This is a genomic window from Streptomyces sp. NPDC014861, from assembly GCF_043081625.1.
Taxonomy (GTDB): Bacteria; Actinomycetota; Actinomycetes; order Streptomycetales; family Streptomycetaceae; genus Streptomyces.
Window position 1 is genome coordinate 333480 of the sequence record NZ_JBIBWV010000002.1, and the last position, 25101, is coordinate 358580.

Sequence of the window (25101 nt, forward strand, 5' to 3'; positions counted from 1 at the left end):
CGGGGAGGAGTCCGCCCCGCGGTCTCAGCCGGCGGTGTTCACCATCGATGCCGCCGCGTACGTCATGTACTTCCACAACTGGGCCTCGTGCTCCGGCGCGAGCTCCAGGCTGTCGATCGCGTCCCGCATGTGCCGGAGCCAGGCGTCGTGCGCGGCCCGGTCGACGGCGAAGGGGGCGTGCCGCATGCGCAGGCGCGGGTGGCCGCGGCGCTCGCTGTACGTGCCGGGGCCGCCCCAGTACTGCATCAGGAAGAGCGCGAACCGCTCCTCGGCGGGGCCGAGGTCCTCCTCCGGGTACATCGGGCGGAGCAGCGGGTCCTCGGCGACGCCCTCGTAGAAGCGCCGGACGAGGCGGCGGAACGTCTCCTCGCCGCCGACCTGCTCGTAGAAGGTCTGCTCCTGCACCGTGCCGTCCCCGGGAATCTCGTTCACCGTTCCATCGTCTCAGACCGTGCGGCGGAGGACCGGAGGTCTAGGACCTCCGCTCCTCCGCCCACCGGTCGTCGGGCGTCAGCCGCGGCGGACGGTGATCGTCGTCCAGGCGCCGACGTGGACCCGGTCGCCGTCCTGGAGCTGGACGGGGACGTACGGCTGGATCGGCTCCTCGCCGCCGTTGACCGTGGTGCCGTTGGTGGAGTTCTGGTCCACCACCGCCCACGAACCGTCGGGCTGCTGCACCAGCACGGCGTGCTGGTGCGAGACTCCCGGGTCCTCCGGCGGCACGGCCAGGTCGATGTCGGGGGACTCGCCGGTGGAGTGCCGGCGGCGCCCGATGGAGACCTGGTTGCCCTGGAGCGGCAGCTGCTTCGGCGGCGCGTACGCGGGCAGGTTGAGCCCCGACGCCTCCGGGCCGCTGCGGCGCATCATCGCCAGGAAGTAGTCGCGGTCCGGCCCGATGTGGGCGGTCCACCCCTGGGGGCGCCGCTGCTCCGGCGGCTGCGCCTGGGACGGCGGGGAGAGAACCCAGTCGTCGTCGGCACGCGGCTGCGGCGGAGCCGGCGGGGCCGGGGCCTGAGCCTGCGCCTGGGCGTACGGGGGCGGCGCCTGCTGGTGGGTCGGCTCGGCCCCCAACGGCTCGGCCGGCCGGTTCACCTGCGACGGCCGAGAATCGTGGTACCCGAACGGATCCCGCGGCGCGCCGGGGGCGCCGGGCGCGCCGGGCGCGCCGGGGGCGCCGGGAGCGGCCGGCGGCGGCCCGGCGGGCCGGTTGGCGGGAGCGATCGGTGTGTACGAGGTCGCGGTGCCGGTCAGGAAGTTCCAGCGGCACTCCTCGCAGTACGGCGCCATGTGCTCGCGCGGCGTACGGCACTGCGGGCACAGCTCCGCCTGCGCGGTGGCGTTCGGATCCCCGCCGACCCCGCCCCGGAAGGCGGCCGGAGACCCACCGGGCCCACCGGAGAACGCGGACGCGCCGTGCCCACCCGGCCCGCCGTGCCCACCCGGGCCGTCAGGGAACCCGGGCGCACCGGGGCCACCGGGCGCACCACCGGGTACGCCGGGGCCACCGTGACCACCCGGCCCGCCCGGACCCTCAGGGAACCCGGGACCGCCGGGGCCCGCAGGGCCGCCGGGCGCACCGGGGAAACCGGGCCCGCCGGCACCGGCCGGAGCGCCGGGCGGGAAGCCGGGTGCACCGGATCCGCCCGGGAAACCGGGACCGCCCGGCGGGGGCGGGAAGCCGGGACCGCCGGCACCGGCCGGAGCACCGGGACCGCCCGGGAAACCGGAACGACCGGCGTCGGCCGGTGACCCCGGTCCGCCGGGGAAGCCGGGGCCTTCAGGTGAGCCGGGCCGGCCACCGCCCGCCGGGGCACCCGGACCACCGGGGAAGCCGGGGCCTTCGGCGCCGGGACCACCGGGCGCACCCGGGCTCCCGGGAAAGCCGTAGCCATGGGGCGCGTCGGGCGCACCCGGACCGCCGGGCGCACCCGGACCGCCGGGGAAGCCGGGACCGCCCGCACCCGGACCGCCGGGCGCACCAGGACCGCCGGGGAAGCCGGGACCGCCCGCACCGCCGGGCGCACCGGGGAAGCCGGGACCGCGGGGACCGTCAGGGGCTCCCGGGCCTCCGGGGAAGCCGGGGCCGTCGGAAGCGCCCGGTCCATTGGGGAAACCGGGTCCACCGGGACCGCCGGGCGCCCCCGGTCCACCGGGGAAGCCGGGGCCGCCGGGCGCCCCCGGGCCTCCGGGAGCACCAGGCCCACCAGGGCCGCCGGGACCGCCGGAGCTGCGGGGCCCGTCGGGAGACCCCGGGCCGCCGGGGAAGCCAGGACCGCCGGGACCGCCCGCGCCGCCGGGCGCACCCGGACCACCGGGGAAGCCGGGACCGCGGGGACCGTCAGGGGCTCCCGGGCCTCCGGGGAAGCCAGGGCCACCGGGACCGCCGGCGCCGCCGGGCGCACCCGGTCCACCGGGGAAGCCAGGGCCGCCGGGGCCACCAGGCGCGCCAGGGAAGTCAGGGCTGCCGGGCGCACCCGGTCCGCCGGGGAAGCCGGGGCCGCCAGGCGCGCCGGGGAAGTCAGGGCCGCCGGGCGCACCCGGACCCCCCGCGCCGCCGGGGCCACCCGCGCCGCGCGGGCCGCCAGGCGCGCCGGAGAAGTCAGAGCCACCGGGCGCACCCGGGCCGCCGGGGAAGCCGGGGGGAGGCGGGCCGTCGGGGCCGCCCGGGGGGTTCGGGTGGGGGTAGCCGTAGGCCGGGGGCGGCGGCGGGGGGCCGGGAGGGCCCGGGGGAGGGGGCGGTACGGCACCCGCAGGCGCGCCCGCCCCGGCCATGCGATGGCCGCAGACCTCGCACCAGTCGTCGGAGACCGACTGGTGTCCGTTCGGGCAGGTCGGCATGTCGGTGCTTCCCCCTCTCGTCGTCCGGCCCGGTGGGCCGGGCTACCTCTTGACGCGAACGGTCTTGGTGGAGCGGGTCTCGAGTGTCATCTCGTCCGCCTCCGCGACCTTCGCCTTCAACCGCACAGTACCCGCCGCCGCATCGACCACGTCCACCACCTTCGAAAGGAGTTTCGCCGTATCGGCGTTGCCGGAGGCCGCCGCGAGCTGCACCGCGCGGCCCAGTTTCGCGGTCGCTCCGTCCTGATCGCCCGATTTGCGGGCGTCCAGGCCCTCCTGGATGGCGTCCGCGAGCTCCGCCTGGCCCGTGTAGTGGGCGACCTGCGGGTTGATCGCGGTGGTCATCGCCACGTCGTGCGACCAGACCGCTCGTATCAGCCCTTGGGACACCGGCCGGGCGTCCCCGCCCGCCGGGTCGGGCAGGATCAGCGAGACCCGCGCGGCGAGCATCTCCTGCCCGACCGCGTTCGCCGGGACCCGCACGCGCACGTGGTAGTCGCGGGACTCGTCGCCCCAGGAGCCGGTCGGGTACTCCCCGGCGCGCGGCCCGGTGTCGGCGCGCCGGGTGGTCAGGTCGGCGACCGAGGGGGCGACCTGCTTCACGAAGACGAGCTCCGCGCCGACCGGCGTCCACAGCCGCAGTGCCACGTCGGCGACGCCCTTGCCCATGACGTTCTCCATCATGGCGGTGAAGTCGGCGGTGAGTCCGGCCGGATCGGCGACGATGTCGGCGGTGCCGAGCAGCGCCGAGGCGATCCCGGTGACCTCCTTGACCTCCCAGTCGGTGCCGACCCCCCGCGCGTCGCAGGTGAAGCGGCCCGCGCAGGCGTCGAGCGCGGTCCGCAGCGCCTCGGGGGACTCGTGCTCGTTGCGTCCGTCGGTGAGCAGCACGGCGTGCCGGATGGCCAGGTCCTCGTCGCCGAGGAGGCTGTCGGCGAGCCGCAGCCAGGTGCCGATCGCGGTGCCGCCGTCGGCGGTGAGCCGGGCGAGGGAGGCCTTGGCCTCGGCGCGGGTCCGGCCGCCGGCGACGGCGAGCCGCCCGCGCTCCGGGTAGAGGGGGGTGGCGACGTGGTTTCCGGCGACGACGGCGAAGGAGGTGCCGTCGCGGAGGGTGTCGATCGCGGCGGCGGTGGCGGCCCGGGCGCCCTCCATCTTGGTCGGCGGGTAGTCCATCGAGCCCGAGCAGTCGACCATGATCACCAAGCCGGCCGGTCCGCCCGCCGTGACGCCCCCGGCGCCGCTGGTGCCGCCGCCGGTCGCGGTGACCGTGACGATCGCGTCGACGTCCCGCCCGCCGGCCGGCAGGTACTCGTTCTGGTAGACGTCCACCGAGAACTGCGGCAGGGACGGCTTGGCGAAGTTCGCCATCTGGTTTCGGCTCCTCGGCGGGGGTGCGGACGCGGATGGTGACGGGGGGTCAGGAAGAGCCTGCCCCCGGGGCCGGCGGGGCGAACGGCGTCAGCGCGACCGTGATGTTGTCGTGTCCGCCGCCGTCGAGCGCGTGCCCGACGAGGACCCGCGCCGCGTGCAGCGGCCGGACCGCCGCGTCGGCCGGGACGACCCGGGCCAGCGCGTCGGCGGCCTCCGCGTAGTTCCACAGCCCGTCCGTGCAGACCAGCACCACGCCGGGCCGGTCCGGCTTGAACGCGGCGGTGTGCGGCTCCAGTTCGTACGCGTCGGCGCCGAGCCAGCCGGTGATGGCGTGGGCGCGCTCGTCCGCGTACGCCTGCTCCTCGTTCATCAGGCCCGCCTTGACCATCTGCGCGGCCCACGAGTCGTCCTCGGTGAGCCGGGCGGCGGGCGCGGAGCGGTCGTCGGGCACCCAGTAGGCGCGGCTGTCGCCGACCCAGCCGACGACGAGCAGTCCGTCCGCGACGACGGAGCCGACGATGGTGCAGGCGGGGGAGTTGCCGCCGTGCGAGGAGTCGGGGCCGGCGCCCTCCGGGCCGTTGTCGCGGGCCAGGGCGGTGACGGCCTCGGCGGCGGCGACGATCGCCTCGTGCATGGCCTGCTGCGGGTGGGTGCCGCGGGGCAGGGCCTCGCCGAGCACGCGGCCGGCGGCGCGGGCCGCGGCGGCGGAGGCCTCGTCGGGCCGGTGGGCGGAGGAGACGCCGTCGCAGACGATCGCGACGGTGGCCGGCCGCCCGTCCGGCAGCGTGCTCTCGGTGATCGCGAACGAGTCCTCGTTGCGGTGGTGGCGCAGTCCGCGGTCGCTGACCGCGGCGACCGTGCCGAGCTCGCGCTCCATGTGGTCCCGCTCGCGGGGCTGGGCGTGCCCGCAGTTCTCGCAGTAGCCGTCGCCGTCGACCCGCCCGGCCCGGCAGGCCACGCAGACCCCGTCGGGCACGTCCCCCGCGCCCTCGGCCCCGCTCTCGGCAGCTGCCGCGGGCTCCGCCCGCACGGCGGTCCGCGGATCGGGCGCGGCCAGCTCGAAGTCGCCCCCGCCGCGCACGGTCTCCCCGCGCGGCGGCACCGGCCCGTCCGTCCGGACGGCCCCGTCGGCCCGTACGCCCGCCCCACCGCCGGACCCCGCCGGAGGCGTGACCGCCGGCGCGGCCGGAGGGACGACCGGCGGCGCGGTCGGAGGCGCGGCCGGTGGGACGGCCGGTGGGACGACCGGCGGCGCGGCCGGTGGGACGACCGGTGGCGCGGCCTGCGGCGCGGCCGGTGGCACGGTCGGCGCCGTCGACAGATCCTGGCCGCCCGAGTCGGTGCCGGGCAGCTCGCCGGGGTGCTGGGTCATCGTCGACAGCGAGCCCGGGTCCCGGGGCGGCGCCTCGGGCCAGACGGGCGCGGCGATCGGCACGGTCGGCCGGTCCTGCCCGGCGGGCGGCTCCACGACGGCCGACAGGTCGTGACCGCAGGCCCCGCAGAAGCGGTCCCGCGGATCCACGGGCTCGCCGCACTCCGGGGCCGGGCAGACGGCGAGGCCGTGCGACGGCGGCTGGGGCTTCTGGGACATCCTCACACCCACGTCCTCGGGCGGTAGCGGTTGGCCCGCTCCACCAGTTCGATCCTCTCCTCGCCCCGCTGGGCGAGCCGGGCCAGCACCCGGTAGGCGCGCTCCAGACCGAAGCGGAGTCCGCTCTCGTCCAGAGCGCTGCCGAGCAGCGGCTCCCCGCCACCCGGCGCGGCACCGGGACTACCGGAGAGTACCCAGTCGAGCGCCGTGCCGAGCACCTCGGTCGCCAGCCGCTCCCGCCGCACCGGGTCCAGGCCGAAGCCGCCCAGTGCCGACACCTGCCCGGCGGCCGCCGTCAGGTCGGCGCCGAGCGGCTCCCGCGGCGGCCGGCGGCGCAGCCGGGCGCGGACGGCCGCGACCCGGGCCGCCGTGTAGTGGATCGAGGACTCCGGTACGGATTCCAGCGCGGCGACCGCGCCCGTACGGTCCCCGGCGGCGAGCCGCACCCGGGCCAGCCCGAAGGCGGCGCTGACGAAACCGGGGTCGGTCGTCCACACCAGGTGGTAGTACTCGGCCGCGTTGTCGAGCTGGCCCAGCACCTCCGCGCAGACGCCGAGCGCCAGCTTGGGCGCGGGCTCGCCGGGGAAGGCGTCGTAGACCGCGTCGAAGGCGAGGGCCGCGTGCGTCAGGTCGCCGCCCACCAGCGAGGCCACGCCCCGGTGCCACACCACCCGCCAGTCGTCCGCGTCCCACTGCTCCAGCGCGCCGAGCGTCTGCCCGGCCGAGACCAGGTCCCGCAGGTCGAGCTGGGCCCGCAGGGCCCGCAGCCGCAGCTCCGGAGTGTCGGCGGGCGCGGCCCGCAGCGCCCCGAGGAGCTCGGCGGGGGCGGCGGCCAGCAGCCCGGCGAGGAAGCCGGCGTTGGCGTCCGCCGGGTCCACCCGGGGCGCCGGCAGCGCCAGCGCGGTGGCCGCCACGTCGAGCGGCGCGAGCAGTGAACCCAGCCCCTGACCGGCGGGGAGGCCCGCCGCGGCCGGCGGGGCGGAGCGCCGGGACCGGCCGGTGCGACGCGCCCCCAGCACCGACACGTCCTCGGTCAGCTCGCCGAAGAGCACGGTGTCGGTGACCCGGGTCTCCGCGCCGAAGAGCGTCGAGAGCGCCGGCCGGGGCCGCCCCGACTGGAGGGCCACGACCTCCCGCAGCACCCCCGTCAGCTGCTCCGCCATCTCCTCCGCGGACGAGAACCGGCGCGCCGGGTCCGGGTCGGTCGCCCGCACCAGGAACCGGTAGAAGGACTCGTACCGCTGGAAGACCTCGATGTGCTGCGGCTCCGGCAGCGAGCTCGCGAAGACGTTGGTGTAGCCCTGGAAGTCGAAGGTGAGCACGGCGAGCGTGCGGGCCACCGTGTACAGGTCGCTGGCGACCGAAGGGCCGACCTCCGCCACCTCCGGCGCCTGGTAGCCGACCGTGCCGTAGATCGCCGACTCGTCGTCGTCCATCCGCCGGACCGCGCCCATGTCGATGAGCTTCAGCTGGTCCTCGGTCTGGAGGGCGTTGTCCACCTTGAAGTCGCAGTACAGCAGGTTGCGGCTGTGCAGGTGGCCCAGGGCCTCCAGCGCCTCGATGCCGTACGCGCACGCCTGCTCCACCGGCAGCGGGTCGCGCCGGCCCTCCCGGGTCCGCCGGTCGTTGGCGATCTCCTTGAGCGACTTGCCGCCCACGTACTCCATGACGATGTAGCCGTCCAGGGAGCCGGTGCGCGGATCCAGGTGCTCGACGAAGTTGTAGATCCGGACGATGTTGGAGTGCTCGATCTCCGCGAGGAAGCGGCGCTCCGAGATCGCCGCCGCCATGGCGTCCTGGTCGCCGGTGTCGAGCAGGCCCTTCAGGACCACCCACCGGTCCGCCACCGCCCGGTCCACGGCCAGGTAGATCCAGCCCAGACCGCCGTGCGCGAGGCACCCCGCCACCTCGTACTGGCCGTGCACCACGTCACCGCCGCGCAGCTTCGGCACGAAGGAGTACGGGTGCCCGCACGAGGTGCAGAACCCCTCGGTGCGCCCCGGCCGGTCACCGCGCGCACGCCCCACCGGCGCACCGCAGTCGGAGCGCGAGCAGAACCGCTTCCGCTCCGGCACCTCGGGGTCCGCCATCACCGCCGCGCGCGGATCCGGGCGCGGCACCTCCGGGATCGCGACGAGCCCCGCGCCCAGCCGCTTCCTGGCCGACCGCTCGGTGGACGCGCCGGAGCTGCGCACCGACACCGAACGCCCCGTGGCCTGCCCCGACAGTGCCCGCGACAGGCGCCCGGAGACCGAGCGGCGCGAGGACGCGGAGCGCGACGAGGCCCGCGAACCGCTGCGCGCGGACGCCGAGTCGGGCCCCCAGGGCGCCGCCTCGGACGGCGTGCCGAAGCCCGCGCCCGTCCCGGAGCCCCGGTCGCCGCCGTGCCTCCCCGGCACCGCGACCCCGGTCGGATTGGCCTGGAGGTGCCCGCTGGGCGCCACCACCGGCGCGAGCCCGCACGTGTCGCAGTACAGCTCGCCGCCGCCCACGTCCTCGTACGCGCCCTCGCAGCTGGGCCGCTGGCAGCTCCCCGGCGCTCTGAGACCGCTCACCACTGTCGTCCTCCCGATTCCGACGGACCGGACAGCAGGTCCGCCACCGCCCGCTGGAAGCGGAGCACGGCCTGCTCCGCCGCCCGCAGGTCGCAGGGCGCGCTCCACAGCATCCGGCGCGCCGTGTCGTACCGCTCGGTCAGGAAGGGGTCCTCCGCCCCGCCGAGCCGGGCCGCCTTCGCCCGGTACGCGTCCAGCCGGCCGCGCAGCTCCGCCCGCACCGCGAGCGGAGCCGTCACCGCCGTCAGCGAGTCGCGGGCCCGCAGCAACTCCTCCTCGGCCTCCCGCTCCAGCGCGTCGAGCAGCGGCGACAGCCGGTGCCACCGGGCGTGCCTGCGATGCTCCGCGGCGGCCTGGAGCCGCTCCTGGAGCGCCGTCGGCGGCCCGCTCACGGCCGGCACCTCGGAGGCGGCGATCTTCGCCAGCACCTCGCCGCGCGCCACCCGGGCCTCCGCGAGGGTGCGGTCCGCCCGGGACAGCACGTCCCGCAGCCGCAGCAGCCGCTCCTCGGAGTCCTGCCGCACGGCGAGGACCGCCTCGATCTCCCGCCGCACGTCCTCCAGGGCGAGCGCCGCCCGGTCGTACCGCGCGGTGTCCGGCCGGCCGCCGCCCGGGGCCGAACTGCCCTCCGCGGGGCGCCAGAACGCCAGCGGGTCGGTCACCACCCGGGACCGCAGCTCGGTCAGCTCGGCCGTGATCGACTCCAGCTCGTCCCCGGCCGGATGCTCACCGGGCCGCACTCCGACCGAGTGCGCCAGCGAACGGGTCCGGCCCAGCTCGGCCGCGAGCAGGTCTATCCGCGCGGGCAGCGCCGACCACACCGCGTCCGCCGTGACCACCACGTCGAGCGAGTCCGCGTACAGCGCGTTCATCCGCCGCACCAGGCCGTCGAGGGTGAACCGCTCAGCCAGCAGAGCCTGTTCGCCCGCTCCGCCCGGCACATGCACCGAGTCGCCGCGCAGCCGCTCGGTCAGCTCCGCCAGCTCCTCCCGGCTCGGCCACTTGTGCCGCGACCGGACCTCCCGGGCGGCCCGCAGCGCCGCCGTGTACGCGTCGAAGCAGCTCCAGAGCGCGGTGATGGTCCGCTCGGTCGACGCCCACCGCTCCCGCGTGGTGCCGGTCAGGCCGGCGCCTTCGAGGAGCCGCCGCCCGGCGTGGTCCTGGAGGGCGAGGAGCGAGTCCTCGACCGCCTTGTGCTCCGCGCCGAGGCGCGCCAGCGCACGGTCCACCTCGTCCCGGTCCATCACCGGCCCAGGGGGTCCCGTGACGCCCATCGCTCTCCTCAACTCCTTCTACTTGTACAGCGGGAGGGGCGGCTCGGCCTTGCCGAGCCCGGCCTCCAGCCAGGTCCTGTACGCGTCCTGCCAGGGGCCCTTCCGGTACTCCTCCAGCACCTTGTTGACCCGGCGCACCAGGTCGTCGTTGCCGAGCCTGGCCGCCACCCCGTAGTACTCCTCGGTGAACGGCTCCCCCTTCAGCTCCACCGCCGGGTCCTGCGCGGCCTGCCCGGCCGCGAGCGCGTTGTCGGTGACGACCGCGTCGACCTCGCCCATCTGGAGCCGGGCCAGGCAGTCGAGCTGGTTGGGGACGGTCAGCAGGTTCCGGTCGGCGGGGGTGCCGTCGTCCTCGTCCCGGAATACCGCCCCGAAGGACTTCTCCTCCAGCGCCTCGTAGGCCGTGGAGCCCTCGGCGGTGCAGACCCGCCGGTCCTTCAGCGTGGCGTCGTAGCCGGTGACCGGGGAGTCCTTCGGGGCCAGCACCTGCTGCCCGGCCCGGAAGTAGGCGGTGGAGAACGCCACCTGCTTGATCCGCTTGCAGTTGATCGTCATCGTGCGGACCACCAGGTCCACCTGGCCGCTGTCCAGGGCCGCGATCCGCTGGTTCGTGGGCACCGCGCGGAGGACGATCGCCTCCTCGTCGCCCAGCAGGTCCTTGGCGATCGCCCGCGCCAGGGTGATGTCGAACCCCTCCAGGGTGCCGGTCTCCGGGTTCCGGAACCCCCAGCGATAGCTGGACTGGTCGACGCCGACGATCAGCTTCCCCCGCTTCCTGATCGCGGCGACCGAGGGCCCGTCCACCGCGGAGGGCCGCAGCGACGCCTGCGGGTCCTCACAGGTGTCGGCCTTCACCTGGACGCCGGTGCCCACGCCGGGACCCGGCCCCAGGGGGCCGGAGGGGGCGGTGCCGCCCGCGTCCCGGGCGAGCGGCAGCAGGGTGAGCGAGGCGGTCAGCGCGCAGGCCGCGCCCATCGCGGCCACGCCGCCCCAGCCCCGCAGCCGTCGGGCCGCCCGCCGTGCCGCCGACGCGTCGTCGTGTGCCATTCCGCCCCCTCCCACCGGTCCTCCGCCCCCTCTCACCGGTACTCCGACAGTCTTCGGTTGATGCCGAGCACCGCACCCAGGGCGCCCAGCGCGCCGAGCGCCGCCGCCCCCAGCGGAAGCCCGGTCAGCGCGTCCACCGCCCCGCCCGCGGAACGGGTGAACTCGGCCTGCTCGTGTGCGAGGGCACGCTCCAGGGCCGCGTCGACCTTGTCGAAGCACCAGCCCGCCGACTCCTTCGGCTCCGCCTCGCCCTTGGGACCGATGATCAGGTCGAGGGCGTCCCGGTACTCGCCGCCCTCGCCCAGCTCCCGCGCCGCCGCGTGCCGCTTCTGCCACTCGCCGGCACTGGCCGCGGCCTCCCGCAGCGGCACCTGGCCCGCCTCGTCGTCGGCGAGCCGCGTCGCCCGGGCGAGCGCGTCGGTGAGCGCGGTCATACCGGTCGCGTACTCCGCCTCGTACTTGTCGTTCTGCCCGTCCTCGGTGAGCACCGCGCCCCGGGCGACCTGGGTCAGGTTCTCGTTGGCGCGGGCCTTGAGGGAGCTGATCCGCGCCTCGTTGAGCAGCTGGAGCGACTGCTGGCCCTCGGACTGCGCGGCGCCCAGCCCCGCCCGGGCCACGGTGTGCGCCCCGGCCAGCCACAGCAGCGCCAGCACGGCGGCGGCGCCGGCCGCGAGCAGCCCCCGGCTGAACACCCGGTTGGTGCGCCGGTACTCCCGCCGCTGCGCCCACACCAGGACGCCGAGGGTGAGCACCCCGGCGCCGAGCGCCAGGTACGGCCAGGCGCGGGCGTCCTCGTCGTCCTGGTGGAGCCGGGCCGTCTCCGCCCCGTAGAGCCTCTCCGCCGCGGGGAGCAGCCGGGTCGTCATCTCCTGGTTGGCGTAGCGCAGGTAGGCGCCGCCGAGCGGCAGACCCTGCCGGTTCGCGGCCCTGGCCCGCTCGATCAGTCCGGTGTAGCGCGGCAGCAGTTCGTTCAGGGTGGCGATCTCGCGGGCCGCCTCGCCCGCACCGTCCGTGTTCGCCGCCGCCTTGACCAGGAGGCGGGAGGCGGTCGCGATGTCCCGGTCGTAGCGGGCCCGGGACTCGGCCGGTTCGAGTATCCCGGCGAGGAAGCCGGCCGCGGCCGTCGAGTCGGCGTCGGCCAGGGAGCGGTAGATCGCGGCGGCGTCGGCGCTCAGCGGCTGGCTGCGCCCGACGACGTCCTCGGCGGAGCCGGCCCGGTCGGCCGCCTCCAGTCCGGCGACCGCGCCCAGCGCGAGGACCAGCAGCGCCAGCACGGCGCCCAGGATCCGCAGCCGGCCCGGCTCGGTCGTCGCGGCCTCGCGCAGCAGCTCGCGCCCGGTCGCCCACGCGCCGCGCGCGGGCGGCGGAGCGGCGCCGACCGCGGCGGCGCGCGAGACCTGCCCCGGCACCGTCGGCCGGGCGGGCGCGGATGCCGGGCCCTGCGCCGCGGCGGGCGCGCTCGGCGGCTGTGTCACGTGACCTCCCCCTCGGTCTCGACGTCGATCGACCCCGGCGAGCAGTATGGCCGCAGGCGGCCCGCCCGCACACCGGGAATGGCACGATCTTGTGCCTATCGTGCCGCACTCCCAAGGGAGTTCCGCGGGCGAGCCCCCTCCCGCCGCCGCCCCGGACCTCCGCACGCCCTCCCCGGGCTCTTCTCGAACCCTCCTCGAACTCTCCTCGAACACCCTTCCCTCTGTATACGCCGGCCGGCCCCGACCGGTTCCGCCCCGGGCGTCGCTCGAACAGGTGAACATGCCGGTGGGGCGCCTCCCGTGAAGGAAGGCGCCCCACCACGACAAGAGCGGACCGGCACGAACGGACGGACCGGCACGAACGGACCGACAAGAACGAACCGGCACGAACGGACCGGCACGGGCGGACCCATGGGACCCCCGGCGCGGGCGGACCCGCGGCGGACCGGCGCGCGCGACCCCGTCGTCAGCCCGCGTAGTGCCCCCGCAGCCGTTCCGCCGCCCAGGCGCCCGCCCCCGTCTCGTCCAGGGCGAGCAGCCCCGCGCCCAGCACCGGCGGCGCCGTCACGAAGCGGACGACCGCCTTTGGGGCCCGCTCCGCGAGGAGTTCGCGCAGCCGGTCCTCCAACTGCGGGTGCCGGGCGGCCAGCACGCTGCCGCCGAGCACCACCGGCGCCTCCTCGTCGAGCAGTCCGAGCCGCCGCAGCGCCACCGTCGACAGCGCCACGACCTCCTCGGCCATCCGGTGCACGAGGGAGAGCGCCACCGCGTCGCCCTCCGTCGCCACCCGGAACAGCACCGGCACCAGCTCGTGCCGCCGCGCCTGCGGGATCATGCCCAGGTGCAGCGCCTCGATCAGCGCGTACATGGTCTTCCGTCCGAAGTGCGCGGGCAGCGCCGCGGCCAGCTCGGTCGGCTCGCCCCGGCCGTCCTCGGCGCGGGCCGCGAACCACAGGGCCTCGTCGGAGAGGCCCCCGCCCCCGCCCCAGTCCCCGGAGATCTTCCCGATCGCCGGGAAGCGGGCGGTCCGCCCGTCCGGGGTCATGCCCACGCAGTTCACGCCGGCGCCGCAGACCACCGCCACCCCGCGCGGCTCGTCGAGCCCGGCCCGCAGGATCGCGAAGGTGTCGTTGTGGACCCGCACCGAAGGGCTCCAGCCCCGTTCGAGGAGTTCCTGCTCCAGCGCGGCCTCCTCGACCGGCAGGTCGGCGTTGGCGAGGCAGGCGGTGACATGGGCGAAGCCGAGGGGGACGCCCGCGTCCGCGGCCGCCCTTCCCACGATCTCCGCCAGCCCGTCGACCGCCGTCGGCACTCCCACCACCGGCGGCTGGAAGCCTCCGCCGCGCGCGGTGCCCAGCACCGTGCCGTCCGCGGCGAGGACCGCCGCGTCGGTCTTGCTGTTGCCCGCGTCGACCGCGAGCAGTACCTCGTTCACGCCCACGCGAGGTGCTCCCGGTTGTGGGCGATCAGCCGGTCGGTGAGCTGCTCGGCGTACGCGTACTGGCCGACCAGCGGGTGGGCGAGCAGGGCCTTGAAGACCCGCTCCCGGCCGCCGCGCAGGGCCGCGTCGAGCGCCAGGTCCTCGTACGCCGTCACGTTCGCGATCAGACCGGCGTACAGCGGGTCCACCGGCGCGACCGGCAGCGGCACCGCCCCGCCGGGGCCGACCGCCGCCTGCGTCTCGATCACGGCGTCGTCGGGCAGGAACGGCAGCGTGCCGCCGTTGCGGGTGTTGACCACCTGGTACGGCGAGCCCGCCCCGCCCAGCAGCGAGGCCGCCAGGTCCACGGCCGCCTCCGAGTAGAAGGCGCCGCCGCGCTTCCCGAGCAGCGCCGGCTTCTCGTCGAGCGCCGGGTCGCCGTACATCTCCAGGAGCTCCTTCTCCATCGCGGCGACCTCCGCGGCCCGCGACGGCTTGGTGCGCAGCTCCTCCACGACCTCGTCGTGCGCGTAGTAGTAGCGCAGGTAGTACGAGGGGACGACGCCGAAGCGGTCCATCACCAGGCGCGGCAGGTGCAGGTCGCCGGCGATGGTGTCGCCGTGCTCGGCGAGCAGCCGGGGCAGCATGTCCTCGCCGTCCGGGCCGCCGAGCCGGACGCCCGTCTCCCAGGTGAGGTGGTTGAGTCCGACGTGGTCGAGGTGGATCTCGGAGGGGGCCACGTCGAGGAGGCGGGCGAACTTGCGCTGGAAGCCGATGGCCACGTTGCACAGGCCGACGGCCTTGTGCCCGGCCCGCAGCAGGGCGCGGGTGACGATGCCGACGGGGTTGGTGAAGTCGATGATCCAGGCGTCCGGGTTGGCGCGCCGGACCCGCTCGGCGATGTCGAGGACGACCGGGACCGTGCGCAGCGCCTTGGCGAGACCGCCGGCGCCGGTGGTCTCCTGGCCGACGCAGCCGCACTCCAGCGGCCAGGTCTCGTCCTGGTTCCGGGCGGCCTGGCCGCCGACGCGGAGCTGGAGGAGGACGGCGTCGGCGCCCTCGACGGCGGCGTCGAGGTCGGTGGTGGTGGTGATCCGCCCGTCGTGGTCCTGCTTGGCGAAGATCCGCCGGGCGAGGCCGCCGACGAGGTCGAGCCGGTCGGCGGCCGGGTCGACGAGGACGAGTTCGGTGATGGGCAGGGTGTCGCGCAAGCGCGCGAATCCGTCGATCAGTTCGGGGGTGTAGGTCGATCCGCCCCCCACGACAGCGAGCTTCATGTGTCTCAGCCCTTCACTCCGGTCAGGGTGACTCCCTCGACGAACGCCTTCTGCGCGAAGAAGAACACGAGGATCACGGGGGCCATGACCAGGACGGTCGCGGCCATGGTCAGGTTCCAGTCGGTGTGGTGCGCGCCCTTGAAGGACTCCAGGCCGTAACTGAGCGTCCAGGCGGCCGGGTTCTCGGAGGCGTAGATCTGCGGCCCGAAGTAGTCGTTCCAGCAGTAGAAGAACTGGAAGAGGGCGACGGCGGCGATGCCGGGCTTCGCCATCGGCAGCACGATCCGCAGCAGCGTGCGCAGTTCGCCGCAGCCGTCGATCCGGGCCGCCTCGACGTACTCGTCGGGGATGGTGAGGAGGAACTGGCGCAGCAGGAAGACGGCGAAGGCGTCGCCGAAGGCCAGCGGGATGATCAGCGGCCAGAGCGAACCGGACAGGTCCGCCTGCTTGGCCCAGAACAGGTACATCGGGATGATCACGACCTGCGGCGGCAGCATCATCATCGAGATGACGAGCAGCATCGACAGGTGCCGGCCGCGGAAGCGGAACTTGGCGAGCGCGTAGGCGACGGGGATCGACGAGACGACGACGAGGACGGTGCCGAGCCCCGCGTACAGCAGCGAGTTCTTCCACCAGGTGAGGAAGCCGGGGGTCTCGAAGACCTTGACGTAGTTCTCGAAGTGCCAGGAGTTCGGGGTGAGGTCGCGGGTCAGCGCCTGCTGGTCGCTCATCAGCGAGGTGAGGACGACGAAGACGAACGGCAGGACGAAGAAGAGCGCCGCGGCGATCCCGAGCGAGTGCACGGCGATCCAGTGCAGCAGCGCCTTGCGGCGGGCCAGCCGGGCCGCGGGGGTCGCGGGGGCGGGGGAGGGAGCGGTGAGGGTCATGGTTCAGTCACCCGAGCCGATCAGGCCGCCGCGCCGGCGCATGAGCAGGGCGGTGAAGGCCATGGAGAAGGCGAAGAGCACGAGCGCCACCACGCAGGCCGCGCCGTAGTTGAACTGGCTGAAGCCGAGGCTGTAGACGAGCTGCGGCAGGGTGAGCGTGGAGTCGTCCGGATAGCCCGGGACGAAGGTGACGCCGGAGCCGCCCATCACACCCGAGGCGACCTTGGAGGCCACGATCGGCTGCGTGTAGTACTGCATCGCGCCGATGACGCCGGTGACCAGCGCGAAGAGGATGATCGGCGAGATGTTCGGCAGGGTGATGTGGCGGAACCGCTGCCAGGGGCCCGCGCCGTCCAGTTCGGCGGCCTCGTACTGCTCCTTCGGCACGTCGAGCAGGGCGGCCATGAAGATGACCATGAGGTCGCCGATGCCCCAGACGGCGAGGACGGTGAGGGCGGGCTTGGCCCAGGCCGCGTCGTTGAACCAGGCGGGGGCGGGCAGGCCGACCGCCTCCAGGAGCGAGTTGACCGGTCCGGTGCCGGGGTTGAGCAGGAAGACGAAGGCGAGCGTCGCCGCCACCGGCGGGGCCAGGTACGGCAGGTAGAAGAAGGTCCGGAAGACCCCCGCACCCGTCTTGATCTTCGTGATGAGGAGGCCGATGCCGAGGCCGAAGACGACCCGGCAGCTCACCATGACGACGCAGAGCCAGAGGGTGTTCTGGAGGGCCGGCCAGAACTGCGGGAAGGACGTGAAGACGTACTCCCAGTTGGCGAGGCCCCGCCACTCCGGCGGGTTGAGGCCGTCGTACTTCATCAGCGAGAAGTAGACGGTCGAGACGAGGGGGTAGACGAAGAAGAAGCCGAAGCCGATCAGCCAGGGCGACATGAAGGCCAGGGTGCGGAGCGCGTTCCGCCGGCGCTTCGACCGGAGCGTGTTCCGTCCCCCGGGGGCGGAGGCGGCCGGGGCGGCCGCCTCCGTCGCGGGCAGGGTGTCCGTGCTCATGGGCGGGATCCGGCCGTCACTTCGCCGCGGCGATGTCGCGGTCGATCTGGGCGGCGGTGTCCGCGAGGCCCTTCTTCAGGTCGGTGACCTGGCCCTTCTCGTACTGCTGGGCGAACTTCTGGAGGGTGTCCTGGTAGGCGGAGCCGTTCACCGCGCCGTCCGAGGTGGTGGACTTCGGGTGCTGGGCGATGTCCAGGAAGGTCTTGAAGCGCGGGTCGAAGGCCAGCTTCGGGGACTTCAGGGCCTCCAGGGTGGAGGGGACGTTCCCGATGGAGTTGGCGAAGCTCACCACGGCCTCGGTGTCCGTGGTCATGTACTTGACCAGTTCCCAGGCGGCGTTCTGCTTCTGGCTCTGCGGCGCGATGCCCATGATCGTGCCGGAGAGGTAGCCCTTGCCGTACTCGGCGACCTCGTCGTCGGCGACCGGCAGCGGCGCCACGCCGACCTCGAAGGGCACCTTGGCCTCCTTGACGAAGTTCAGCCGCCACTCGCCGTCCAGCTGCATGGCGACCTGGCCGGTCTGGAAGGGGTGCTTGGCGCCCCACTCGTCACCGAAGGTGGTGCGGTACTTGTCGAGCTTCTGGAAGCCGCCGAGCGCGTCCACCAGCGACTTCTGGTAGGTCATCATCTCGGCGAAGCCGGGGTCGGTGGCCACGGTCGACCTGCCGTCGGCGCCGAAGTACCCGTCGTGGCTCCACTGCGACATGTAGTGCGAGACGACCGTCTCGTAGCCGAGGTAGTTCGGCATGAAGCCGAGCCGCTCGTACGAGTCGCCCTTGGCCTTCGTCAGCTTCTTGGCGACCTCGGTGAACTCGCTCCAGGTCTTCGGCGGCGCCTCCGGGTCGAGGCCGGCGGCCTTGAAGGCGTCCTTGTTGTAGAAGAGCCCGTACGCGTCGGAGAGCAGCGGCAGCGTGCAGCGCTTCCCCTCGAACTGGGTGTACTCCTGGAGGACCTTCGGGAAGATCTTGTCGAGGTCCAGCTTGTCCTTCTCGACGAAGGGCTTGAGGTCGGCGAGCGCGCCCGTGTGGCAGAACTTGCCGACGTTGGCCGTGGTGAAGGAGGCGACCACGTCCGGGCCGTTGGAGCCGCCGGCGCGGAGCGCCTGGCCGAGCTTGTCGTCGTTGATGTTGCCGACGACCTTCACCTTGATGTTCGGGTGGGCCTTCGTGAAGCGGGCGACGTTCTCCTCGATCGCCTTGACCTCGGACGGGGCCGACCAGCCGTGCCAGAAGGTGAGGGTGGTCTCCGCCTTCGGGTCGTCGCTCGCGGTGTTCCCGGCGGAGCCGGTACAGGCGGTGGCGAAGAGGGCGAGCGAGGCGGTGGCGGCGAGCGCGGCGGCCGCTCTGCGGGTGCGTACGGGCATGGCGGTGTCTCCCTGGAGGGGTGGAGGGCGTGGCGGGCCGGCCCCGGGCGCGCGGGGCGGCCGGGACGGTCGTACGGGCGGTCGGGACGGGCGTACGGGACGGTCGTACGGGATCGGGGAAGGCGTACGAGGGGGCGGAAGGGCGCGGTCGGCGGGTCAGCGCGAGGTGTCGAAGACCTCGTCGCGGGTGGTGGCGAGGGCGCTCTCCAGCGCCCCGCGCAGCACGGGTTCACGGGGGACGGCGGCGAGGACGAGCCGCGGCCGGGAGGCCGCGAGATCGGCGAGCTCGGCCTGGACGCGGGCGCGCAGCGGTTCGCCGCCGGCGACGAGGACGTCGCCGGAGAGGACGATCAGTTCGGGGTCGAGGACGGCGGTGAGCGAGGCGAGCCCGGTGGCGACCCGTTCGGCGTACCGGTCGAGCAGTTCCGCGTACGGGCCCTCGTCGGGCGTCTCGGCGGCGCGGGCCAGCAGACCGGACGCCACCGGCACATAGGGGTGGTCGGGGGTGTCGATGCCGGCCGCGCGGGCGATCCGGGGCACCGACTGGACGCCGGCGAGCTCCTGGAAACCGCCGGAGTTGGCCTTGGTGACCTGGCGGACCAGCGGGGTGCCGGGGACGGGCAGGAAGCCGACCTCGCCGGCGCCGCCGGTGAAGCCGCGGTGCAGCCGGCCGCCGAGGACGAGGGCGGCGCCGAGGCCCTCCTCGTTCCACAGCAGGACGAAGTCCTCGTGGCCGCGGGCGGCGCCGAGGGCCCGCTCGGCGACGGCCACCAGATTGACGTCGTTCTCGTACTCGAAGGGCATGGGCAGGACCGCGGCCAGCTCCTCCAGGAGGGTGGGGGAGTGCCAGCCGGGCAGGTGGGAGGCGTACCGGAGCCGTCCGGTGGCCGGGTCGAAGGCGCCGGGGGTGCCGATGACCAGGCGGCGGACGTCGGAGCGGGTGAGCCCGGCGGCCTTGACGGCACCGTCGAGGGCGTCGGTGACCTGGCGGACCACGCCGTGCCCGGCGCGGCCCGAGGTGCGGAGCTCGTACTCGCCGGTGACGGCGCCGGTGATGTCGGCGACGGCGGCGCGGATGCGGTGCTGGTTGACGTCGAGCCCGGCGGCGTACCCGGCGTCCGGCGCGAGCGCGTACAGCTGGGCGCTGGGGCCCGGACGGCCCTCGGTGGTGCCGGTGACGCGGACCAGTCCCGCGGCTTCGAGGCGGGCGAGGAGCTGGGACGCGGTCGGCTTGGAGAGGCCGGTGAGCTTGCCGATCCGGGTCCGCGAGAGGGTGCCGTGCTCCAGGAGGAGGTCGAGCGCCGCGCGGTCGTTCATGGCCCGCAGGACGCGCGGGGTGCCCGGGGTTCCCTGGGTACCTGCCATGACGGTCGCACCTGCCCTTCGACGTCGGGAGGCCATGGTGGGGCCTGACGGCCGCCGCTTCCTCCACCACACTGTTAGGAAAGTTTCCTATCCGGTGGGAGGACGGTAGGACGGGCGTCGGCGGGGCGTCAATACCCCCACACGCACGACACCCCCGACGGCAACCGAAGCGTTACCGGCGGGGGTGTCGTGGAGGAGAGCCGCGGGGACGGGTCCCCGGGTCAGTGCTTGCCGAGGTCCGGCTTCGGCAGCGGGGTGGCCGCCGTCGACTGCGGCGAGGTCGCGCTGGAGAACGCCGAGGGGGCCGCCATGCCCGCCGTCGGATCGGGCGCCGCCTCCTCCGCCGGAGCGGGCAGTCCGCCGACGATCCGGATGCCGGCCTCGTCGAGACCCCGCTTGATCCGCCACCGCAGCTCGCGCTCGACGCCCAGCTTCTTCCCGGGCATCGTCTTCGCCGAGACCCGGACCGTCATCGAGTCCAGCAGCACCTCGGTCAGTCCGAGGATCTCCACCGGACCCCACAGCCGCTCGTTCCACGGCTCGTCCTTGGCCATCGCCTCGCCCGCCGCGGTGATCACGGACTGCACCCGGTCCAGGTCCTCCGTCGGCCGCACCGTCACGTCCACCGAGGCCGTCGCCCAGCCCTGGCTGAGGTTCCCTATCCGCTTGATCTCGCCGTTGCGCACGTACCAGACCTCGCCGTCGATGCCGCGCAGCTTGGTCACCCGCAGCCCGACCTCGACGACCTCGCCGGAGGCCACGCCCGCGTCGACCGAGTCACCGACGCCGTACTGGTCCTCCAGGATCATGAAGACGCCGGAGAGGAAGTCCGTCACCAGGTTCCGCGCGCCGAAGCCGATCGCCACACCGGCCACACCGGCCGAGGCGAGCAGCGGCGCCAGGTCGATGGCGAAGGCGCCCAGGACCATCAGCCCGGCCGTGCCCAGGATCAGGAAGGACGCCACCGAGCGCAGCACCGAACCGATCGCCTCGGACCGCTGCCGCCTCCGCTCCGCGTTGACGAGCAGGCCGCCGAGCGCCGTCCCCTGCACCGCCTGGGCGGAGCGGTTCATCCGCTCGATCAGCTTCGTCAGGGCGCGGCGGACGGCCCACCGCAGCAACAGGGCGACCACCACGATCAGCAGGATCCGCAGACCGGTGTTCAGCCAGGTGGACCAGTTCTGTTCCACCCAGCTCGCCGCGTTGGTGGCCTTCTCCGCCGCCTCGTCCAGAGTCACCGGGATGGACTCGGGGTCGTTGGCGGCCGCCAGGACGGACCAGGACACGGGACAACCTCCAGGCTTCGCGTACGCAGGCCATCCACCCTACGGGGCCCAGGACACCGAACCGTTGCCTGTGTTCGAGGGAGAGACCGACCTCACCCGGGCAGATACCCGGGAGACATGCCGATGTGGTCGAGAACACGTCCGGCCCGCCCCACGCGATCGCGGGAACGTGGTGGCGCTCCGACCAGGCATGAGGAGAGACTGAGAGCAGTTCGTCCCGGCGCGAGCCACGCGCCGCCGGCGCCATAGGAGGCATCCGTGCCGCATGTCCTGGTCCTCAACGCGTCGTACGAGCCCCTGGGCGTCGTACCGCTCCGCCGCGCACTCGTCCTCGTGCTCGAGAACAAGGCCCTCTGCATCGAGGAGTCCGGCGCCTTCCTGCACAGCGAGCATCAGATCGTCCCCGCGCCCAGCGTGGTACGGCTGAAGCGCTTCGTGCGGGTCCCCTACCGGGGGCCCGTTCCCTTGACCCGCCGGGCCCTCTTCGCCCGCGACGGCGGGCGCTGCATGTACTGCGGGGGAGTGGCGACCAGCGTCGACCACGTCATCCCGCGCAGCCGGGGCGGGACGCACGCGTGGGAGAACGTGGTGGCCGCCTGCCGCCGCTGCAACCACGTCAAGGCGGACCGGCACCTGCGCGAGCTCGGCTGGCGGCTGCGCCACCAACCCGCGCCGCCGACCGGCCTGGCCTGGCGGATCATCGGGACCGGCCACCGGGACCCACGGTGGCTGCCCTACCTCACGCCGTACGGCGCCGAGGACGCGATGGCCCGGATCGACTCCGTCGCCGACACCCCCGCGGGGGCGTTGACGACCGGCTGAGATCCGGGCCTCTCGCGTTCCCGGCCGGCCGGGGAACGCGCCGGACGGAGGAGGGTGCCGCTCAGGGAGCGGTGCCCTCCTCCGGCGCGTCCCGCTCCGGTGCGGCCGGCGTCCCGCTCGGCGCCGCGGGGGTCGCGGAGGCCTCCGGAGCGCCGGGGCTCCTCCTCGGCGCCGTCGGCGTCTCCGGGCCCCCCGGCGTCTTCGGGGCCTTCGGGGTGCCGGGGGCGTCCGGGGTCCGCTCCGGGGTCACCGCGTACGTCTCCACCGACCAGAGCGAGTAGCCGTACGGGGTCGCCCGCTTCTCGCCCTGCACCCGCAGGAAGCGGGTGTCCGCCGCGTCCATCCGGACCGACTCCCGCCCGCCCCGCCCGTCCGTGACGGTCGCCGCGGTCCGCCAGTTGCGGCCGTCGGCCGAGACCTGCACCCGGTAGCGGGAGGCGTGCGCGTCCTGCCAGTGCAGGACCAGCCGCCCTATCCGGGCCGGCTCCGCCAGCTCCAGCTGGAACCAGGCCCCGTCCTCCGCCGGCGAGGACCAGCGGGTCTCCGGATCGCCGTCCACCGCCAGCGCGGCCGGGAAGTCCGCCGTCTCGTCGCCCGAGGAGGAGGCCGTGGCCGAACGGGCCAGGTCCGGGCCGCCGGCACGCGGGAACGCCCGTACCGTCAGCACCCGCTCCTCGCCCGCGAACGACACCGGCACCCGGTACTCCCCGGACGCCGTGCCCGGCGCCACCGACACCTCCATCGGCACCGTCGTCGTGCCGCCGCGCTCCACCGAGACCTCCCGCGGCAGCCGTACGGTGATCCCCTTCGGCGCCCTCGCCGTCAGCGGGCCCCGCACCCCGGCCGCCCGGCGGCCCGTCAGCTCCACGTCCACCCGGCCCGCCGCGCCGCCGATCTCCAGGTCCGCCCCCGTCCGGGCCAGTTCGAGACCCGCCTCGGGACCGTCCGCGAACCACGGCACCAGCGACCGCACGTCGGGGGCCGGGCCCCCGACGTCCCAGACGATCCGCAGCGCCTCGGCCCGCAGCCCCTTCAAGTCGGTCTGCGTCCAGCCGGAGGAGGACAGCGGGCCCAGCGCCCGCCAGCCCTCGCCCGCCACGTACGCCTCCACGCGCGCGTGCGCCGGGACGCCCTTCCCGGGCTTCCCGCCCTCCGGCGGCCTCCCGGCGTCCTTCGGGTCCGCCGGGGGACCCGCGAGGACCGTCACCGCCTCCACCGGACGCTCCCGGTCCAGCCTCACCGTGTACGAACCGGTGGACCGGTCCACCTCGCGCTCCGGATCCCGGTCGGTGCCCGTCCAGGCCGCCGCCTCCTTCGCGGCCCGGTCCAGGAACGGGTCCAGGACCCCGTCGCCGACCGTCGCCCCGCTCGCCGCGATCCGCGGCCGCAGCGGCTCCAGGCGCAACTGCGCCCGCCAGGCCGCCGGTCCGTCGCCGCGCCCCTGGGCGAGGAGCATGTCGACCGCCGCCGCGCCCGCCGCCCCGTACCGCGACAGCTGCTCCAGCCACGGCTCCGACTCGGCGCGCAGGGCGCCGCCCGCCGTGCCGGCCAGCCGCTCCGGCGCCTCCCGCATCACGGTGAAGGCGTCCCGCAGCTCACGCCCCGCCCGCTCCCGCGCCGCCGCCGTGCCCGACGCCCGGGCCGACCAGAAGGCCCTCATCAGCGGCTTCAGACCGGCAGATTCGGCGTCCGGCGCCAGGAGCGACGAGGCCGCGTTCCCCGCCAGCGCGCCGAGCGCCTCCCGCGCGGCGGGCTCGGGGCCGGCCAGTTCGTCGACGGCCGCCCGCCAGGACTCCGCGGGCCGGTAGCCGCGCGGGTTCCACGCGAAGTCGGCGGTGGTGAAGAGCGGGATCCGGGAGGCCGAGGGCTGCTCCATCGCGTGCGCCAGATAGGCGGCGGAACCGGCCGCCACGGCCGGCTCACGGCCCGTGGAGGGACCCAGGAAGAGCCGGTCCTGCGCGTAGTCGTTCACCGGGTAGTTGTCCATGGTGACCAGCGGCCGCTGCCCCAGGGCCGCCCGCACCCCGGCCAGTTCGGTGCCAGTGATGGTGCGCGGCACCACGCCGACGCCCGTCCACGCCACCCGCACGCGCCCGTCCAGCGCCCGCGCGAGCGCCGAACGGTACTCGCTGGTGCCCTCCTGGTAGTACTCCGTCGGCAGCACCGTCAGGGGCTCCAGGCCCGGATGCCGCTCGGCGAGGTGCCGGGCCACCGCGTTCGCCACGCGCGCGTGCGCCCGGGCCGCGCCCGCCGCGTCCCGCCCGAAGGCGTCGGCGTCCTCGTCGCAGGTCCACTCGCCGAACCCGGCGTCCGGGAACTGGATCTGGAAGGACCGGAAGCCGAGCTCCCGCATCGCGTCCAGCTTCCGCGTCAGCACCGCCAGGTCCGCGTCCGAGGACAGGCACATCGACTGGGCCGGGGCCACCGCCCAGCCCAGCGTCACGTGCCGGGCCCTGGCCCGCTCGGCCAGCGCGCGGAAGCCGGCCCGCTGCGCCTCCGGGTAGGGCTCGCGCCACTGCGCCGCGCGGTAGGGGTCGTCGCCGGGCGCGTAGAGATAGCGGTTCTGCTTGGTGCGGCCCAGGAAGTCGATCATCGCCAGGCGCTGCTCCGTCGTCCACGGCGTGCCGTAGAAGCCCTCGGCGAGCCCCCGCTCGGCGGTGCCGGGCCAGTCCCGGACGACGACGCCCGGCACCTCGCCGCCGACGCCGTCCGGCCCCGCGCCGAGCAGCTGGCGGAGCGTCTGCACCGCGTGGAACAGGCCGTCCTCGCCCGTCCCGTCCAGCACCACGGTGTCCCGCCCGCCGAACCGGCCGGTGGCGAGCCGGTAGCCGCCGGGCGGCAGATCGTCCCGCTCGGCCACCCCGAAGGAGGCCAGCGCCTCCTGCGCCGCCTCCCCGGAGGGACCCGAGACGCGGAGCACCGGGCCCGCGCCCGGCAGCCCCTCGTGGACCGTCCGCACCCCGGCGTCGGCGAGCAGCTCCCGCAGCGCCCGCAGGGCGTACCGGTCGGCGTCCCCGTCCGCGACGAGGGTCACCCGCTCCCCGAGGCGCACGGCGGGCCCGGCGGCCGTCAGCGACTGCGGCCGGGGCCACACGGAAGGCGTGCGCGCGCGGGCGGAGCCGGTCCGGGGCGCGGGCGCGGCCGGGGCGGCGGACGGACCGGAGGGGGCCGCGGGGGCGGCGGCCAGGTCGGGCGCCGAGGCGGGGAGCGGGGCGGCGCCCGCCGAGCCCGGCACGGCACCGCCGAGGAACCCGCCGATCACGGCGGCGGCGACCGCGGTCGCCGTACGGGGGCCGCGGCCCGGACGCGCGGGGGTCACGGGGTCTCCCTTCACCGGGACGGAGACCCGCCGGATCGTCAGACGCGGTCCCCGCCCGACCGGTTGGTCACGAGCGGGTTACGACCCCACCACCCTTCGCACGGGGGTGTCAATGCGACAGGGCGAAGTGTCGGCTTTGCCCGGTGAACCTCCGGCGAGCTGTCGCCCTTTCGCCGCCTTCCCCCGGTAAAAGGGGCAAAGCGAGGCGC

17 protein-coding genes are annotated in these 25101 nt (G+C 75.2%); 1 reads left to right on the forward strand and 16 read right to left on the reverse strand.

Going from position 1 to position 25101, the window contains the following annotated elements; all coding sequences use genetic code 11:
- Positions 1-24: 24 nt before the first annotated feature.
- The 15 genes from ACF1BN_RS05250 to ACF1BN_RS05320 form a co-directional block, all read right to left on the reverse strand.
- Positions 25-432, reverse strand: coding sequence for a globin (locus tag ACF1BN_RS05250; RefSeq protein WP_392330219.1), 408 nt, complete (start codon positions 430-432; stop codon positions 25-27).
- Between the two features lie 78 nt (positions 433-510).
- Positions 511-1287, reverse strand: a complete 777-nt coding sequence (locus ACF1BN_RS05255) for an FHA domain-containing protein (RefSeq protein ID WP_392330220.1) — start codon at positions 1285-1287, stop codon at positions 511-513.
- A gap of 1593 nt (positions 1288-2880) precedes the next feature.
- Positions 2881-4206, reverse strand: a complete 1326-nt coding sequence (locus ACF1BN_RS05260; RefSeq protein WP_392330221.1) for a VWA domain-containing protein — start codon at positions 4204-4206, stop codon at positions 2881-2883.
- 49 nt (positions 4207-4255) lie between these two features.
- Positions 4256-5800, reverse strand: a complete 1545-nt coding sequence (locus ACF1BN_RS05265) for a PP2C family serine/threonine-protein phosphatase (RefSeq protein ID WP_392330222.1) — start codon at positions 5798-5800, stop codon at positions 4256-4258.
- Positions 5801-5802: 2 nt separating this feature from the next.
- Complete coding sequence (locus ACF1BN_RS05270; protein WP_392330223.1) at positions 5803-8355, reverse strand: tetratricopeptide repeat protein; 2553 nt, start codon at positions 8353-8355, stop codon at positions 5803-5805.
- Positions 8352-9629 carry a hypothetical protein gene (locus tag ACF1BN_RS05275; RefSeq protein ID WP_392330224.1) on the reverse strand — a complete coding sequence of 426 codons (1278 nt, stop codon included), beginning with the start codon at positions 9627-9629 and terminating at the stop codon, positions 8352-8354. The genes ACF1BN_RS05270 and ACF1BN_RS05275 overlap by 4 nt, the downstream gene beginning before the upstream one ends.
- An 18-nt stretch (positions 9630-9647) precedes the next feature.
- On the reverse strand, positions 9648-10676 hold the full coding sequence (locus ACF1BN_RS05280; RefSeq protein WP_392330225.1) for a glutamate ABC transporter substrate-binding protein: 1029 nt from the start codon (positions 10674-10676) through the stop codon (positions 9648-9650).
- Positions 10677-10708: 32 nt separating this feature from the next.
- Positions 10709-12151, reverse strand: coding sequence for a hypothetical protein (locus tag ACF1BN_RS05285; RefSeq protein WP_392330226.1), 1443 nt, complete (start codon positions 12149-12151; stop codon positions 10709-10711).
- 466 nt (positions 12152-12617) lie between these two features.
- Positions 12618-13592: an N-acetylglucosamine kinase gene (locus ACF1BN_RS05290; RefSeq protein WP_392330227.1), complete on the reverse strand. Its 975-nt coding sequence runs from the start codon at positions 13590-13592 to the stop codon at positions 12618-12620.
- The gene (locus tag ACF1BN_RS05295; RefSeq protein ID WP_392330228.1) at positions 13583-14848 is read right to left on the reverse strand and encodes a 6-phospho-beta-glucosidase; all 1266 of its coding nucleotides are present in this window, start codon (positions 14846-14848) and stop codon (positions 13583-13585) included. The genes ACF1BN_RS05290 and ACF1BN_RS05295 overlap by 10 nt, the downstream gene beginning before the upstream one ends.
- A 5-nt stretch (positions 14849-14853) precedes the next feature.
- The gene (locus ACF1BN_RS05300) at positions 14854-15735 is read right to left on the reverse strand and encodes a carbohydrate ABC transporter permease (protein ID WP_392330229.1); all 882 of its coding nucleotides are present in this window, start codon (positions 15733-15735) and stop codon (positions 14854-14856) included.
- Between the two features lie 3 nt (positions 15736-15738).
- Entirely contained in the window at positions 15739-16620 is an 882-nt protein-coding gene (locus ACF1BN_RS05305; RefSeq protein ID WP_392330488.1) for a carbohydrate ABC transporter permease, read from the reverse strand.
- A 133-nt stretch (positions 16621-16753) separates the two neighbouring features.
- A complete protein-coding gene (locus tag ACF1BN_RS05310; RefSeq protein WP_392330230.1) occupies positions 16754-18100 on the reverse strand; it encodes an ABC transporter substrate-binding protein in 1347 nt (448 codons plus the stop codon).
- A 156-nt stretch (positions 18101-18256) separates the two neighbouring features.
- Positions 18257-19465: an ROK family protein gene (locus tag ACF1BN_RS05315; RefSeq protein WP_392330231.1), complete on the reverse strand. Its 1209-nt coding sequence runs from the start codon at positions 19463-19465 to the stop codon at positions 18257-18259.
- 221 nt (positions 19466-19686) lie between these two features.
- Complete coding sequence (locus tag ACF1BN_RS05320; protein WP_392330232.1) at positions 19687-20751, reverse strand: mechanosensitive ion channel domain-containing protein; 1065 nt, start codon at positions 20749-20751, stop codon at positions 19687-19689.
- A 258-nt stretch (positions 20752-21009) separates the two neighbouring features.
- Here ACF1BN_RS05320 and ACF1BN_RS05325 point away from each other — a divergent pair, with 258 nt between their 5' ends.
- Positions 21010-21573, forward strand: a complete 564-nt coding sequence (locus ACF1BN_RS05325; RefSeq protein ID WP_360309477.1) for an HNH endonuclease — start codon at positions 21010-21012, stop codon at positions 21571-21573.
- A gap of 61 nt (positions 21574-21634) precedes the next feature.
- Here the strand turns inward: ACF1BN_RS05325 and ACF1BN_RS05330 are convergent, their stop codons facing one another.
- The gene (locus ACF1BN_RS05330) at positions 21635-24892 is read right to left on the reverse strand and encodes a beta-N-acetylglucosaminidase domain-containing protein (protein ID WP_392330233.1); all 3258 of its coding nucleotides are present in this window, start codon (positions 24890-24892) and stop codon (positions 21635-21637) included.
- Between the last annotated feature and the right edge of the window lie 209 nt (positions 24893-25101).